Source organism: Chryseobacterium sp. SIMBA_028, from assembly GCF_046535285.1.
Lineage (GTDB): Bacteria > Bacteroidota > Bacteroidia > Flavobacteriales > Weeksellaceae > Chryseobacterium.
This window is the reverse complement of sequence record NZ_JAWRWZ010000004.1, coordinates 199,602-213,351: the sequence shown is the minus strand read 5'-3', so window position 1 is coordinate 213,351 and position 13,750 is coordinate 199,602. Positions and strand designations below refer to the sequence as shown.

18 protein-coding genes are annotated in these 13,750 nt (G+C 36.3%); 10 read left to right on the top strand and 8 right to left on the bottom strand.

Going from position 1 to position 13,750, the window contains the following annotated elements:
- Positions 1–65: 65 nt before the first annotated feature.
- The 3 genes from SCA31_RS06970 to SCA31_RS06960 form a co-directional block, all read right to left on the bottom strand.
- On the bottom strand, positions 66–887 hold the full coding sequence (locus SCA31_RS06970) for a helix-turn-helix domain-containing protein (RefSeq protein WP_410696251.1): 822 nt from the start codon (positions 885–887) through the stop codon (positions 66–68).
- A gap of 91 nt (positions 888–978) precedes the next feature.
- Complete coding sequence (gene thiL / locus SCA31_RS06965) at positions 979–2,031, bottom strand: thiamine-phosphate kinase (protein WP_410696250.1); 1,053 nt, start codon at positions 2,029–2,031, stop codon at positions 979–981.
- A 91-nt stretch (positions 2,032–2,122) separates the two neighbouring features.
- A complete protein-coding gene (locus tag SCA31_RS06960) occupies positions 2,123–2,617 on the bottom strand; it encodes an acyl-CoA thioesterase (protein ID WP_109621744.1) in 495 nt (164 codons plus the stop codon).
- Positions 2,618–2,731: 114 nt separating this feature from the next.
- On the opposite strand from SCA31_RS06960, the gene SCA31_RS06955 reads away from it, so the two are divergent.
- From SCA31_RS06955 to SCA31_RS06940, 4 genes are read left to right on the top strand one after another with little or no spacing between them, the layout of a single operon-like run.
- Positions 2,732–3,934: an NAD(P)/FAD-dependent oxidoreductase gene (locus SCA31_RS06955; protein ID WP_410696249.1), complete on the top strand. Its 1,203-nt coding sequence runs from the start codon at positions 2,732–2,734 to the stop codon at positions 3,932–3,934.
- Between the two features lie 31 nt (positions 3,935–3,965).
- Complete coding sequence (locus SCA31_RS06950; RefSeq protein WP_410696248.1) at positions 3,966–4,370, top strand: energy transducer TonB; 405 nt, start codon at positions 3,966–3,968, stop codon at positions 4,368–4,370.
- Position 4,371: 1 nt separating this feature from the next.
- On the top strand, positions 4,372–5,010 hold the full coding sequence (locus tag SCA31_RS06945) for a DUF2306 domain-containing protein (protein WP_410696247.1): 639 nt from the start codon (positions 4,372–4,374) through the stop codon (positions 5,008–5,010).
- Positions 5,007–5,924 carry a YARHG domain-containing protein gene (locus SCA31_RS06940; RefSeq protein ID WP_410696246.1) on the top strand — a complete coding sequence of 306 codons (918 nt, stop codon included), beginning with the start codon at positions 5,007–5,009 and terminating at the stop codon, positions 5,922–5,924. Before SCA31_RS06945 ends, SCA31_RS06940 begins: the two co-directional genes overlap by 4 nt.
- Before the next feature lie 32 nt (positions 5,925–5,956).
- Here the strand turns inward: SCA31_RS06940 and SCA31_RS06935 are convergent, their stop codons facing one another.
- From SCA31_RS06935 to SCA31_RS06925, 3 genes are all read right to left on the bottom strand, one after another.
- Positions 5,957–6,352 carry a DUF2809 domain-containing protein gene (locus SCA31_RS06935; protein WP_410696245.1) on the bottom strand — a complete coding sequence of 132 codons (396 nt, stop codon included), beginning with the start codon at positions 6,350–6,352 and terminating at the stop codon, positions 5,957–5,959.
- Positions 6,353–6,434: 82 nt separating this feature from the next.
- Complete coding sequence (locus SCA31_RS06930) at positions 6,435–7,091, bottom strand: thioredoxin family protein (RefSeq protein ID WP_410696244.1); 657 nt, start codon at positions 7,089–7,091, stop codon at positions 6,435–6,437.
- A gap of 8 nt (positions 7,092–7,099) precedes the next feature.
- Positions 7,100–7,588 carry a TlpA family protein disulfide reductase gene (locus SCA31_RS06925; protein ID WP_410696243.1) on the bottom strand — a complete coding sequence of 163 codons (489 nt, stop codon included), beginning with the start codon at positions 7,586–7,588 and terminating at the stop codon, positions 7,100–7,102.
- 150 nt (positions 7,589–7,738) lie between these two features.
- On the opposite strand from SCA31_RS06925, the gene SCA31_RS06920 reads away from it, so the two are divergent.
- The 4 genes from SCA31_RS06920 to SCA31_RS06905 are packed head-to-tail and all read left to right on the top strand — an operon-like array spanning position 7,739 to position 8,493.
- Positions 7,739–7,897: a hypothetical protein gene (locus SCA31_RS06920; protein WP_410696242.1), complete on the top strand. Its 159-nt coding sequence runs from the start codon at positions 7,739–7,741 to the stop codon at positions 7,895–7,897.
- Positions 7,898–7,931: 34 nt separating this feature from the next.
- On the top strand, positions 7,932–8,093 hold the full coding sequence (locus SCA31_RS06915; RefSeq protein ID WP_410696241.1) for a hypothetical protein: 162 nt from the start codon (positions 7,932–7,934) through the stop codon (positions 8,091–8,093).
- 47 nt (positions 8,094–8,140) lie between these two features.
- Positions 8,141–8,305, top strand: coding sequence for a bacteriocin (locus tag SCA31_RS06910; protein ID WP_410696240.1), 165 nt, complete (start codon positions 8,141–8,143; stop codon positions 8,303–8,305).
- A gap of 29 nt (positions 8,306–8,334) precedes the next feature.
- Positions 8,335–8,493, top strand: a complete 159-nt coding sequence (locus tag SCA31_RS06905) for a hypothetical protein (RefSeq protein WP_410696239.1) — start codon at positions 8,335–8,337, stop codon at positions 8,491–8,493.
- Positions 8,494–8,529: 36 nt separating this feature from the next.
- Here SCA31_RS06905 and mutS read toward each other — a convergent pair whose 3' ends face one another.
- The gene (gene mutS / locus SCA31_RS06900) at positions 8,530–11,121 is read right to left on the bottom strand and encodes a DNA mismatch repair protein MutS (RefSeq protein WP_410696238.1); all 2,592 of its coding nucleotides are present in this window, start codon (positions 11,119–11,121) and stop codon (positions 8,530–8,532) included.
- A 124-nt stretch (positions 11,122–11,245) separates the two neighbouring features.
- Between mutS and SCA31_RS06895 the strand changes: the two genes are divergently transcribed.
- Positions 11,246–11,776 carry a GNAT family N-acetyltransferase gene (locus SCA31_RS06895; RefSeq protein WP_410696237.1) on the top strand — a complete coding sequence of 177 codons (531 nt, stop codon included), beginning with the start codon at positions 11,246–11,248 and terminating at the stop codon, positions 11,774–11,776.
- Positions 11,777–11,780: 4 nt separating this feature from the next.
- Here SCA31_RS06895 and SCA31_RS06890 read toward each other — a convergent pair whose 3' ends face one another.
- A complete protein-coding gene (locus SCA31_RS06890; protein WP_410696236.1) occupies positions 11,781–12,659 on the bottom strand; it encodes a cupin-like domain-containing protein in 879 nt (292 codons plus the stop codon).
- Between the two features lie 182 nt (positions 12,660–12,841).
- Here SCA31_RS06890 and SCA31_RS06885 point away from each other — a divergent pair, with 182 nt between their 5' ends.
- Positions 12,842–13,738 carry a bestrophin family protein gene (locus SCA31_RS06885; protein ID WP_410696235.1) on the top strand — a complete coding sequence of 299 codons (897 nt, stop codon included), beginning with the start codon at positions 12,842–12,844 and terminating at the stop codon, positions 13,736–13,738.
- The last annotated feature ends 12 nt before the right edge of the window (positions 13,739–13,750 follow it).

Genomic DNA, 13,750 nt, shown 5'->3' with positions numbered 1-13,750 from the left:
GATTTAAGAACAGAAAATAAACAATAAGCACAAGTATAAATCAATAATACTGTACATATTGAAGATTATTCTTTTTCTTTATTTTTAAAAAAATCGGGGTTTTGCCCTGTATGTTTCTTGAAAAATCGGGAAAAATATGAAGTATCAGTAAAACCAAGTTTAAAAGCAATCTCTTTAATGGAGAGGGCTCCAAAACTAAGTTCTCTTTTGGCTTCAAGAATAAGTCTTTGGGCAATCATTTTCTTTACAGTGGTTGCTCTTGATAAACGAACAATATCATTCAGGTGATGAGTGCTTATTTTTAAATGTTCAGCATAAAAGGATGTATTCTTGTGGATGATATAGTTTTCTTCAATTAGTTTTATCAGTTGCTGAATACGCTGACGGTCATGCAATAAAGGTTCCTGAGGAATAATTTGTTCTCCGATGATGATACAAAATGCTTTCAGATAAGCCTTTAAGAGTTCTGTTCTTGCGGTTGTTTTATATTCCTGCTCCATCAACGCTATAATTGTTCTGCAGGTTTTTTCATTTTGGGGATTTAAAAAAAAGGGGAGCTCTCCTCCCGTAAGCACCGATTCTATGGTACAGGCTTCGTTGAAAATTTCCCTGCTTATTGCCATGGCATATCCTTTCTCTCCTTCTAATTTCATATTGAATGCCTGCCCCGGCGCAATGATACAGATTTGATTGTTCTTGAGTTTATACCTTTCAAAATCCAATTCTAATAGACTGTTTTCATACACTTCCCTAAACCAGATGATTTCAAAAAAATTATGACGGTGAACATCATGAAAGTTCTCTGGACCGGCATCAGTCAGAGTACTCATCTGAAATTCTTCAGAAGTCAGGTGATGAACCGGAATTTCTTTTTCTGGCGTAATCATTACTAAATTATTTAGCTATAAACAAAAACCACAGCAAAAAAAGTGCTGCGGTCTTCTTACAATATTTAAAATTAAATATAATTTTTCAATTTTACTGGCTTAAAAAAGCATCCCATCCTTGGGCGGTAAGAGCAACCAGTTGATTAGACCCTCTCGCTACCATAAAGTTTCCATCTTCTTTTTCAACAGCATGTCCGATAATGGTAAAATCCGGATGATTTTTAATTTTATCAAAGTCATTGGGTGAAATGGTGAATAACAATTCGTAGTCCTCTCCTCCGCTTAATGCTGTCATTACAGGATTTAAGTTCATTTCATCTGCCGTAGAGATCGTTAGATTATCTAAAGGAATTTTTTCCTCATACAATCTGAATCCAACTTTTGACTGATCTGAAAGGTGAAGAATCTCGGAAGCTAAACCATCTGAAATATCAATCATGGAAGTTGGTTTAATATCCAACTCTTCTAAAATATTTTTAACATCTGTTCTTGCTTCAGGCTTCAATTGTCTCTCCAGGATATAATCGTAGCCTTCCATCTCCGGCTGCATATTGGGGTCTGCAAGATAAACGGCATGCTCTCTTTCCAGAATCTGAAGTCCCATATAGGCTCCACCAAGATCTCCTGTAACTACAAGAAGATCATTTGGCCTTGCTTCGCTTCTCTTGACAATGTTCTCATCAGTTTCAATTCCTACCGCTGTAATACTCATTACCAATCCGGCATTAGAACTCGTTGTATCGCCTCCGACAAGGTCAACTTTGTATCTTGCACATGCCGCCTGAATTCCTGAATAAATTTCTTCTAAAGCTTCAACCGGAAAACGGTTGGAAACAGCCAGAGACACTAAAATTTGGGTAGGAACCGCATTCATTGCAGCAATATCACTTAGGTTTACCACCACAGCTTTATAACCTAAATGTTTCAACGGAACGTAACCAAGATTAAAATGCACGCCCTCGGCCAAAACATCGGTAGTAAGAACCACTTTTTTATTGCCAGGATTAATAACCGCCGCATCATCTCCTACTCCAAGTTCCGAAGATTCATTGGATAATGGAAAATGCTCTGTCAAATGCTTAATAAGACCGAATTCTCCTAGTTTTGAAATGGGCGTAAGCTCCTGTGATTTATCTTCAAACATAAAATTTCTTTTTTGTACAATGTCCAATGTAAAATGCATTAATAACCCGAAAGTCTTTCATAACATGGAACCCTGAACTTTAAATTTTGAATTAATTTGTCAATTCTGCCGGATCAATATTTTGTGGGTGGAAAGGAAGTTTTTTAAAGTCTTCTTTTGACAGCACCACCGTTTCCGGACTTTTATATTTATTCATTGCCTCCACTACATCATCTGGCGGAGTCGTCATTTTTCTAAGCATCATATCAATCCATACCCCTGTAGCTTCTGCTGTAGCACAGTGCATCCCGTCCGGTGTATAGAATTTGTGTACAAAACGATAGATAGAAGAATCTTCTGAACATCCGTCTATTTCTACACTTACAATTACGATCTGATCTGCATAGATCTCCTTGAAGAAAGAATATCTTTCATGCAGGATTACCGGACCAATTCCCCATCTGCTCAATTGGGTAACCCCCATTTTCTCTTTGGTCATGAAAGCCATTCTGGCTTGTGCACAATACTGTACATAGGATGAATTAGCCAAATGCTTATTGGCATCAAGGTCACTCCATCTCACTTCAAATTTATGGTAGAAAATCATATGAAAATCGTTTTTGGTATAATTAAAATTATAATCTTCAAAAATACTCAAATAAGATGGTTTATAAAAATTGTACTTTTGAAAAAATAATCTTCAGCATAGGATTACATATACATGAAACAGATCATCATAATCGGAGGCGGGGCTGCGGGCTTTTTCTGCGCATCGAACCTTGACGAAAAGAAATATACAATTACGATTTTAGAACAGAATTCTGATGTCCTTCAGAAAGTGAAAATTTCCGGAGGCGGACGCTGCAATGTTACCCACGCATGCTTTGATCCAAGGGAACTTGTTCAGTTTTACCCACGTGGAAACAAGGAATTATTAAGTGTTTTCACCAAGTTCCAACCGGGAGACACCATGGAATGGTTTGATCAGCGCAATGTTCCGTTGAAAATAGAAAATGACAATAGAACTTTCCCTGAAAGCAATTCTTCACAGACCATTATCAATACTTTTTTGAATGAAACTCAAAAGAAAAATGTGACGGTAAAAACAAAATGTACAGTAAAGGAGATTGAAAAACTGGATGAAAAGTACTTGGTAAGAACTAATTCCGGAGACTTTGAAGCAGATTATATTGTGTATACAACCGGTAGTTCTCCCAAATCTCTAAAAATGATTGAAAATCTGGGGCATAAGATCATAGATCTTGTTCCGTCTCTTTTTACTTTTAATATTAAGGATGAGTTGCTAAAAGACCTTCCGGGAACAAGTTTTGAAAACGCTGGCATTTCAATTCCTAAACTGAAGACAGAAGAAAGCGGGCCTTTACTGATTACCCACTGGGGACTTTCCGGACCTGCTGTCTTGAAAATTTCTGCGTGGGAAGCAATAAGCCTTGCCAAGGTTAAGTACAATTTTGAAATTGAGGTGAATTTTATCTCAATGGACGTGGAAGAAGCAGAGGAAACCTTTCAAAACTTCAAACAAAGTAATCCTAAAAAGACCGTTGGACAATCCAAGATATTTGATATCACAAATAGATTCTGGCAGAAAATTCTGGAGATTTCAAAGATTGACCTCAACAAGCAGGTTGCCAATATTTCAGGAAAGGAAATGCAGAAAATTCTGGAAAATCTTTGCGCAAAAAAGTTTCAGGTAACCGGAAAATCAACATTTAAGGATGAATTTGTAACGGCTGGAGGTGTTGATTTAAAGGAAATTAACTTCAAAAACATGTCTTCTAAGCTTCTTCCTAATTTTTATGTTGCAGGAGAGGTCTTAAATATTGATGCAGTAACGGGAGGTTTTAATTTTCAGGCATGCTGGAGTGAGGGGTGGCTGATTGCTCAGGATCTCAACAACTTATAAAAAAACATTATTTTCACTAAAAACTATAACTATGAAAAAAACAGGTCTATTTATCTTACTATTAGGATCTCATTTTGCTTTTGCCCAAACAATACCAACAGGATTGGCAAACAATAAATCTGTGGTCTCTACAGAGAATGTCAATGTAGAAACTCCAGCAGAGTTCCCCGGCGGCATGGATGCTCTCAGAAAATATATTTACCAAGAAATCAATATTTCAAATATAAAAAGCTCAGGAGTATTTACATCAGTAACAAAATTTGTAGTGAACACTAATGGAAATATTGAATCTGTCTCTGCTAAAGGGGATAATAAGGACATGAATCAGGAAATGGAACGTGTAATAAAATCCATAAAAATTAAATGGAAGCCCGCTCAGAGTCAAGGTCTTCCTGTAAAATACTGGGTTACACTTCCAACAACTATAAACCTCTGATATGCTTTCGGTCAAAAGAAATATTTCAAAAATTCTCAAAATCCTTTTAGTTCTGGGATTTGGGTATTTCTTTTGGCTGATGCTTACGATCACGCTGGAATATATTCCACTGGATTCTAATGTTAGCTTTCTGATGATTAAACAGACAGAAGTTCAGCATAGACCAGAATACCTTAGTTTCTTTTATATCCATGTTTATACAAGTATTTTTGTTCTGTTTTCCGGTTTTTTAGCCATCATAAGGAAAGATTTTGGCTTAAAAAATCTTCACAGGAACATGGGAAAGATCTATATTTTTCTCATCCTCATTCTTGCGGCTCCGTCTGGCATTTACATGGGATTCTTTGCTAATGGCGGAATCTTTTCAAAGGTTTCATTCATTATTTTAGGGATTTGCTGGTGGTTTTCTACTTTTAAAGCTTATCAATTGGCCAGACAAAAAAGGTTTACCGACCATAAGCAATGGATGTGGAGAAGCTTTGCGCTTACTTTATCTGCCATCACATTACGAATGTGGAAAGTTATTATTGTATATTTATTTCACCCAAACCCCATGGATGTCTACCAAATCATTGCGTGGCTGGGCTGGATCCCCAATCTCCTTTTAATTGAATACTTAATCACAAAAAAACATCTATGAAAATTTTAAATTACACTCTTATTTCCCTGCTTACCCTTTCATTGGTAGGCTGTAAAAAAGATGGGAAAACCAACGGATCAGGAAATGATTCCCTAACTGCAAAAAAAGATTCTGTTGTCATTCCGGAAGTTCATCAGGAATACTACGGAATCTACACAGGAGATTTTGAAGGGATGGAAAAAATGATTGATGAATCGGATGGTTCAGAATATGATGGAAGCGTCTACAAAAGAATTTCCCTGAAAATCAATAGAATTACAAAGGACAGTGTTTACGGACAAAGCATTGTGAATGGAAATCAACGTCCTATCAGAGGAATCTTTAATGAAGCATCAAAATCCTTTGTACTGGATGAACCCGGCAATGACAAAACAGATGGCAGATTTGAGGTAAAACTGAGCGGTGACAGCTTAACCGGAAAGTGGAATGCATTTAATAAGACGGCGGTAAAGGCTCCTTTGAAAACCCTTAAGCTTACCAAAAAAGAGTTTGTTTACAATCCTAATTTCATGCTGGATCCGGATTCCAACTTGGTTGACTGGACAAATCCGAAGGATTTTGTAGAGAAATATACAGATAGTGAGGGAAAGACGGAAAGCTACACTACATCCAAAAACAGAGTGGCTTCTGATGCGGTATTCAAGCTTAATGCCTCCAAGCAAAAACTGAATGAAAAGGAGATTAAAAATCTAAGAAAATTGGATCTTGAGATCATCAAAAATTCTGTATTTGCAAGGCACGGTTATTCCTTTAAAAAAGAAACCTATAGAAATTTCTTCGAACAGACGGATTGGTACATTCCTGTTTCGGGAAATGTGGACAATGAGCTTTCTCCCATGGAAAAGGAAAATGTAGCTTTATTGAATCGCTTTATCAAGTATGCAGAGGATAAATATGATAGTTTTGGGAGATAGGTGTTAGGTTGTGGGCTATAAGGTTGCATGAATCAGGAATTAGCCGTTATAGCTTTATTTTCTGTCACTTTTACAAAAAGATAAATTAGCAGACACCCTGCAGCATAACACAGAATATCTATCCATGAAAATGAATTTCCGATAACAATATACATTAGGCTTCCCTCGCGGAAGCCTAATTTTTCTGCAATATTGAAGTATTGTGCAAACTCCACCATGCAGGAAAAAATTAAAATCCCTCCAATAAGTTTTTGATTATTTACCCTGAAAAAGCTTTTCACCAAGGTATAAAGAAGAATAACAACAATGACATCACCAAGATAGGCCCGCACAAAGAAAACATCCTTCACCTTGGTGGCAATTAAAACTTCTATAAGAAAAATGAAGATCGAAATCAGAAAGTATTTCAGGCTAAATTGTAATTTCATCATTATTGTTTTTTGATCTTAAAAATTAAGGCATAAAAAATCGGCATTTATAAAAACACCGATCATTATTTTAGCAAATATATTATTTCTTTACCTTTATTGTACACCCGATGGCAACACTTTTTGTCATTTTTACGGGCTCTCCCTTTATCAAAGCATTTACTGCATCCTGAGCATAATATTCAGTTACATCATTGGGATTGTCGTAGTTATTATCAATGGCTCCTATATATTTTACGATATTTTTCCCGTTTTCTTTTTGCAATACAAATACATGAGGTGTTTTTGTCGCACCATATTGAGGATAAATTTTTTGTCCCTCATCCACTAAATACGGAAAAGTGAACCCTTTCTGTTTTGCCCTGTCAATCATCTGTTTGTAACCGTCTTCAGGCTGTACATTGGGATCATTTGGATTAATGGCAATGACCGGATATCCCTGATCCTTATATTTTTTATCAAGCTCTACAATTCGGTCTTCATACTTCTTTGCATAAGGACAATGGTTGCATGTAAAGACGACAATAAATCCTTTTGCAGCCTTAAAATCACTCAGAGAAACCATCTTTCCATCAATATTTTTGAGTTTAAAATCAGCCGCCTCGTCTCCTACCTCATAGCCTTTTACAGCAGTGCTCTTTTCTTTTTGAGGGTTATTTTTATCGTGATCCGTTGTTGTAAAGCTCAACAAGCCCAAACCAACGATAAACGCTGTCATTAAGATTTTCAGATTTTTCATACTATTATTTATTGTAAATTTTCACTAATTGTTTTATCAAGGTCTTCCTTGCTCATTTCTCCGTCATTAAAAAATACTTTTTCTCCATTCTTATAGAACAAGGTTACCGGAATATTTCCATCCCAATCCTTTTCAAACCTTGGAATCCAGGTATTCATTCTTTTGATATCATCCAGCAGAATAACCTCAGCAGTAAGGTTTTTATTCTTTATAAATTTTAAAACCCTGTCCTTATCTACCAGCCTGTCCAATGAAACCAGAATCATCTTAAACTTAGGGTTTCCTGCAAATTTTTTATTGACCTCCATAAAGTGTGGCAGTTCTTTCACACATGGCCCACAGGTTGTTGCCCAGAAATTAACGACCAGAAATTTATCCTTTTCCTGTTGAATCCTTTTTTCGAGGTCTTCATATTTGATGACAGAAACCTCGGCCTGCTGAGCTTTATAAGCTGTGCAGAACAAAAATATGGCCAATATTTTTATTAAATTATTCATACTCAAATTTACCAATTGCATTCTTTCTCCATGAATATCAACCTGTTAAAATTTGTTAATAATGTTTAATTATTATATAATTTTCATTCACCACCTATTGAATTATTCAAAATAAAATGTAAATTAGCTTACAACCAAACTAAAAATATCATGAAAAAATCAAACATTCAACAAATAAAATTAACAAAGCAAAAATTAAAGGAAATTAATGGTGGTAACAGAGTATTCTGCCTGAGAGGGTTCTGTATGGTTCCCGGAACAGACGAAATGGTAAGAGGGCTTATTGGAGAAGACGGGTACTGCTGTTAATCTGATTAAAAAATAAACAAAAACGAAAAATACCATGAAAAAATTAAACATTCAACAAAAGAAACTGACAAAAAAGGCATTAAAAAATATTAATGGAAGCGGCGGACCTGAAATATGTATAGAAGGGTTTTGTATGGTACGTGGATCTGATGAAATGCAAATTGGCCGCCTGGATAGAGAGGGCTATTGCTGCTAGTACACAACACCTTATAAATATTTGACAATCATAAAATTAAAACGAATATGAAAAAATCAACCCTACCACAAAGAAAGCTTTCCAAAAAGGAATTAAAAGAGATCAGCGGAGGTCTTAGACCTGTCTGCCCTCGGGTAATAAGCTGTACAGACATGCGAACCGGAATAGAACTCTCAGGCGTTCCGGGTATTCAGGATGGCCCTTGTTGCTAAAAAACATCTATAACCAAATTCAAAATCATATGAAAAAGTTAAGTATTCAGAAACGAAAGCTTACCAAAAGCGAGCTGAAAGAAATTAATGGAGGTGCTGCCAACTGTGCAGAAGGTTTATGTAAACTTCGAGGAGTAGACCATTTCCTTATTATTGGTCCTGTTGGAAAAAACGGATACTGTTGCTAACTGTTTTTCAACCTTATGAAAAGAAAAATGATTGGATTATTTTCCAATCATTTTTTTTATGGCATTCAGCTTCATTAGAGCTTCTATAGGCGTTAAGGTATTGATGTCAATCTTGGTAAGTTCCTCACGGATATTCTCCAGAACAGGATCATCCAACTGGAAGAAAGAGAGTTGCATATTTTCTTCGGTTACTCTTTTAATACTTTCAGAAGTGCTGTTATTTCCTTGCGTTCTGCTGGCTTCAAGGGTTTTAAGGATTTCGTTTGCTCTGTTTACCACTTTAGCAGGCATCCCTGCAAGTTTGGCAACATGAATACCGAAACTATGTTCGCTACCTCCTGAAACCAACTTTCTTAAGAAGATAATATTCCCTTTGTTTTCCTGAATGGATACATGGAAGTTCTTTACACGCTCAAAATTCACCGTCATTTCATTTAGCTCATGATAATGGGTGGCAAATAAGGTTTTCGCCTGGGTAGGATGCTGGTGAAGATATTCTGCAATTGCCCACGCAATGGAAACACCATCATAAGTTGAAGTTCCACGACCAATCTCATCCAGAAGAATAAGGCTTCGTTCAGAAATATTATTTAGAATGTTGGCCGCCTCATTCATTTCTACCATGAATGTAGATTCACCTGCCGAAATATTATCCGTGGCTCCCACCCTTGTAAAGATCTTGTCCAATAATCCGATCTCTGCATGTTTTGCAGGCACAAAGCTTCCAATCTGAGCCAGAAGACATACGATAGCCGTCTGACGTAGAATTGCCGATTTACCGGCCATGTTGGGTCCTGTAACCATGATGATCTGCTGAGAATCTTTATCTAAAAAGATATCATTCGGGATATATTTTTCTCCCAATGGAAGAGCATTTTCAATAATAGGGTGTCTTGCTTCCTTTAGATCAATGGCATAGCCGTCATTCAAAATAGGCTTCGTATAGCTCTCTGAAACAGCCAGTTCGGATAATCCGGCAGCAACATCCAATTGTGCGATGATATTAGAATTCCCTTGAATTTGATCTATATAAACCATTGTTTCAGCACACACCTCTCTATACAACTTACTTTCAAGAACTCCTATCTTTTCTTCGGCACCTAAAATCTGGCTTTCATATTCTTTTAATTCTTCTGTAATGTATCGCTCGGCATTCACAAGGGTCTGCTTTCTTACCCAATCATTCGGAACTTTATCTTTGTGGGTATTTCGAACTTCAATATAGTATCCAAATACGTTGTTAAAATCAATTTTAAGACTTGAAATTCCTGTTCTTTCAATTTCTCTCTGGCACATTTCATCCAGAAATCCACGGCCTTTACTCTGAAGATTCCTCAATCTGTCCAATTCTTCAGAAACTTCATTCTTGATAACATTACCCTTGGCAATATTTACCGGAAGCTCATCATTAAGATGATTTTGAAGGAATTTAATAAGCTCTTCAAGATCAAATAATGGCTCAAGCCAAGCCATCACATCGGCATAAGGATGCAATAAAGCCTTGATTGCATGTATATTAATTAAACTTTGGCGCAAATACCCCAATTCTTTTGGTGATATTTTTTCTGCTGCTAGTTTTCCCATCAGTCGGTCAAGATCAGAGATTGATCTTAACAGCTGTGCTATTTCATATTTAAGAGCATCCTTTTCGTTCAAGAAATCAATCAGAGAAAGTCTTCTTGCAATTTCATCCACAGATTTCAGAGGAAGAATAATTCTTCTCCTCAATAATCTGCCACCCATCGGAGTAGAGGTTTTATCAATGATATCCAGAAGTGACTTCCCCTGCGGATTGCTTGGATAAACGATTTCCAGGTTCCTTAATGTAAAATTATCCATCATCAGGTAGTCTTCCTGAGGAATAACCTGAAGTTTGGTAATATGGGCAAGAAGATTATGATGAGTGTCTTCCACGAGATACGCGAAAATAGCACCGGCTGCAGTAATCGCCAGCGGTAAATTTTCTATACCAAATCCTTTTAAAGAATTGGTTTTAAAATGGTTTGTTAATTTCTCGTAGGCAAAATTATATTGAAAAGCCCAATCTTCAAGCTTAAAGGCATTTTTATTCTTGATCTGTTCTGGAATCTGTACACTTCTCTGGAAAATAATCTCACTTGGATCAAAGGTATTCACAATATGCAACAACTTTTCGATATTACCCTCGCTCACCAAGAATTCTCCGGTAGAAATATCTACTAAAGCGATTCCGTATTTCTCTTTTTCCTTATGCAAAGAAAGCAGGAAGTTATTCTTTTTAGAATTTAGGACCTGATCATTAAATGTCACTCCGGGAGTTACCAATTCCGTAACCCCTCTTTTCACAATGCCTTTCACCATTTTTGGATCTTCCAACTGGTCACAGATAGCCACTCTCATGCCCGCTCTTACTAATTTTGGTAAGTAAGAATCTACGGAATGATGTGGAAATCCTGCCAATTCGATATGTCCGTCTCCGTTTGCTCTTTTAGTAAGAACAATTCCTAAAATCTGAGACGTTCTTACGGCATCCTGCCCAAAAGTTTCATAAAAGTCCCCTACTCTGAAAAGTAAAAGTGCATCAGGATATTTACCCTTAATGGTATTATACTGGATCATTAGCGGGGTTTCTTTCTTCGATTTTGCCATAGTAAAAAATGAACCCCAAATTTAGAAAAATAAATTCAGGGTTACAGAATTGTTTCATAGTTAATACTTGAATACTCTTTTCCTTATCAGGAATTAATTGTATTTTCACCATAAAATCAAATCCATGGAATTTCCTGTTCTAGAAACTGAAAGACTTATTTTGCGACAGCTCACCCTGAATGACTCGGAAGATCTTTTTGAGTATTTTTCACAGGATGAAGTTATGGAATATTATGACCTTGAGACTTTCAAAACACTGGAAGATGCGCAACATATCATCCAACATTTCAACAGTGAATTTGAAAAAGGAAAAGGCTTTAGATGGGCCCTGGAATTAAAGGCTGAAAACAAAGTAATTGGCACCTGTGGCTACCACAACTGGTATTGTGAGCATTTCAAAGCTGAGATTGGATATGAGCTTAATCCTTTATATTGGCAGCAGTCTTTTATGAAAGAAGCCATACTTCCCATTCTCACATTTGGTTTCGAAAGTATGAGACTACATCGGGTAGACGCGTTTATTGATCCCGCAAACATCTCCTCCGAAAAGCTTCTGTCTTCTCTAAACTTTCAGGAAGAAGGAACCATGAGAGATTACTTTTTTGAAAAAGGAAAATTTGTAGATGCAAAACTATTTGGGTTGATTAATAAATAAAACCTTATTTCCCTGATTTCAAATGTTGAGCTAATGCTTCTGAACTTTTTTTGTAAGCCCAATCCTGCTTATATTTTACCCATTTAGCCTTAAAAAACTTACGCATAATCTTATCCGTATACCTCATGATAAAAACATGGTACAGCATATTAGCGAAAACAGTCGGCTTATTGGGAAGCGCTCTTAATGATAGTGAAAAACCAGGCTCCAGATACCTGTTGAAATGCCAGAATGCTCCGGGAATAAAAAGGGCATCCCCATGCTCCATAAAAATTTCATATCCTTTCGCATATTTGAGTGCCGGAAATTTTTCATAATCAGGATTTTCATAATCCAAATCATAAATGGTATGAACGGATAACGGAACTTTATACAGAAATGGTGACTGCTCCTGATCAAATAAAAGAATCCTTTTTTTACCCTCAAAGTGAATATGCATAAAATCCCCAAGATCAACATCATAATGCATCAGAACATGAGCTTCACTCCCCCCAAAAAATAAAGTAGGAAGTCTTTTGAAGAACTTCATTCCAAGATCCGGATAGGTAAAGTTTTTCAATAGCTCAGGAAGTCTGTCTGTAATAATGTAGAAAAAAATACGAAGGTCTGACGGCTTACTCTTTATAGTATCAATATAATCTTTCATCTTCATATTAGCTACCGGAGCATCAGTACTTTTAGCCGCATCAGCAGGCTTATTGTTGTATAACGGAACATCCTGATCACCCGCTTTCTCACGGATATAAGCCAGATTCCATTTGTCAAAAGCATCCCATCGGCTAGCAAAATTCTTGATCAAAAGAGGCTTCTGCTTCTTGAAATAATTCTTCTGAAAATCTTCTTTACTGATATCATTAACAACATCTACGTTTTCGAGGATCATGTATTTTGTATTTTAGGCGAAATAAAAATAGTGTTTTTTTGAAAACTGCGGAAACTTTAAGAGAGAAAGGAAAAACCTCATCCCTATAAGTTCTTGTATAAGATAAAAATTTCACCTCCTCTGATTTTAAAATAATTTTAAGGCTTTCTATAAAGCAGAGCTCAAATGAAAAATTTATATTTGTGTTATTAAGCGAATTTATGAGAGTCTACAATACTAAACATTTCCTTAAGATCCTTTTCAGTTTACACAAAAGCGATACCCTAAAAATTCTTTTTCCAAGCATGATCCTTGTGGGAGTATACTCTTGGGGAATTGAATATTTGGAAGTGGAATATCTTCATCTTACTTCAAAATCAGGGATCAGTAATGTAGGAATGATTCACTCTCTGCTAGGTTTTGTACTTTCCCTTTTATTGGTTTTCCGAACCAATACCGCCTATGACAGATGGTGGGAGGGAAGGAAACTTTGGGGGAAATTAGTCAATGACACCCGAAATTTTGCCATAAAGATCAATGCCATTCTTGGAGAGAATCGTCAGGATGCAGAGCAGATTGCACGATATTTAAAGTATTTTCCTCATTTTTTAGCCAAACATCTTTCTAAAGAATCCACTCGTTTGGCACTGGATGAAGATTATTCTGAAATTGAAAAAACATTAAAGAACCACGGTCCAAGTGAAATCATCATTCTTTTGACCCACAAACTGAATCAATTAAAGAAAGAGGAAAAAATCACTGAGATTGAAATGCTGTATTTAGACAGTCAGCTTTCAGGTTTTCTGGAGGTATGCGGAGGTTGTGAGAGAATTAAGAATACCCCTATCCCTTATTCGTATTCTTCATTTATTAAAAAGTTCATTATTCTGTATGTATTTGCGTTGCCTATTGCTTACGTCATTACCATCGGGCTTTTCATGATCCCCCTTACAGTTTTTGTGTATTATGTTCTGATGAGTCTGGAACTTATTGCTGAAGAAATTGAAGATCCGTTCAACAATGATGAAAATGACATTCCCATGGAAACTATCGCTCAGAATATTGAGAAAAATGTTCATCAGATCATGAGTAAAAAATAAAAAATCAAGCTT

Coding starts and splice junctions, on each gene's coding strand:
- SCA31_RS06970 (WP_410696251.1), bottom strand. CDS start 887: ATGATTACGCCAGAAAAAGAAATTCCGGTTCATCACCTGACTTCTGAA.
- thiL (WP_410696250.1), bottom strand. CDS start 2,031: ATGTTTGAAGATAAATCACAGGAGCTTACGCCCATTTCAAAACTAGGA.
- SCA31_RS06960 (WP_109621744.1), bottom strand. CDS start 2,617: ATGATTTTCTACCATAAATTTGAAGTGAGATGGAGTGACCTTGATGCC.
- SCA31_RS06955 (WP_410696249.1), top strand. CDS start 2,732: ATGAAACAGATCATCATAATCGGAGGCGGGGCTGCGGGCTTTTTCTGC.
- SCA31_RS06950 (WP_410696248.1), top strand. CDS start 3,966: ATGAAAAAAACAGGTCTATTTATCTTACTATTAGGATCTCATTTTGCT.
- SCA31_RS06945 (WP_410696247.1), top strand. CDS start 4,372: ATGCTTTCGGTCAAAAGAAATATTTCAAAAATTCTCAAAATCCTTTTA.
- SCA31_RS06940 (WP_410696246.1), top strand. CDS start 5,007: ATGAAAATTTTAAATTACACTCTTATTTCCCTGCTTACCCTTTCATTG.
- SCA31_RS06935 (WP_410696245.1), bottom strand. CDS start 6,352: ATGAAATTACAATTTAGCCTGAAATACTTTCTGATTTCGATCTTCATT.
- SCA31_RS06930 (WP_410696244.1), bottom strand. CDS start 7,091: ATGAAAAATCTGAAAATCTTAATGACAGCGTTTATCGTTGGTTTGGGC.
- SCA31_RS06925 (WP_410696243.1), bottom strand. CDS start 7,588: ATGAATAATTTAATAAAAATATTGGCCATATTTTTGTTCTGCACAGCT.
- SCA31_RS06920 (WP_410696242.1), top strand. CDS start 7,739: ATGAAAAAATCAAACATTCAACAAATAAAATTAACAAAGCAAAAATTA.
- SCA31_RS06915 (WP_410696241.1), top strand. CDS start 7,932: ATGAAAAAATTAAACATTCAACAAAAGAAACTGACAAAAAAGGCATTA.
- SCA31_RS06910 (WP_410696240.1), top strand. CDS start 8,141: ATGAAAAAATCAACCCTACCACAAAGAAAGCTTTCCAAAAAGGAATTA.
- SCA31_RS06905 (WP_410696239.1), top strand. CDS start 8,335: ATGAAAAAGTTAAGTATTCAGAAACGAAAGCTTACCAAAAGCGAGCTG.
- mutS (WP_410696238.1), bottom strand. CDS start 11,121: ATGGCAAAATCGAAGAAAGAAACCCCGCTAATGATCCAGTATAATACC.
- SCA31_RS06895 (WP_410696237.1), top strand. CDS start 11,246: ATGGAATTTCCTGTTCTAGAAACTGAAAGACTTATTTTGCGACAGCTC.
- SCA31_RS06890 (WP_410696236.1), bottom strand. CDS start 12,659: ATGATCCTCGAAAACGTAGATGTTGTTAATGATATCAGTAAAGAAGAT.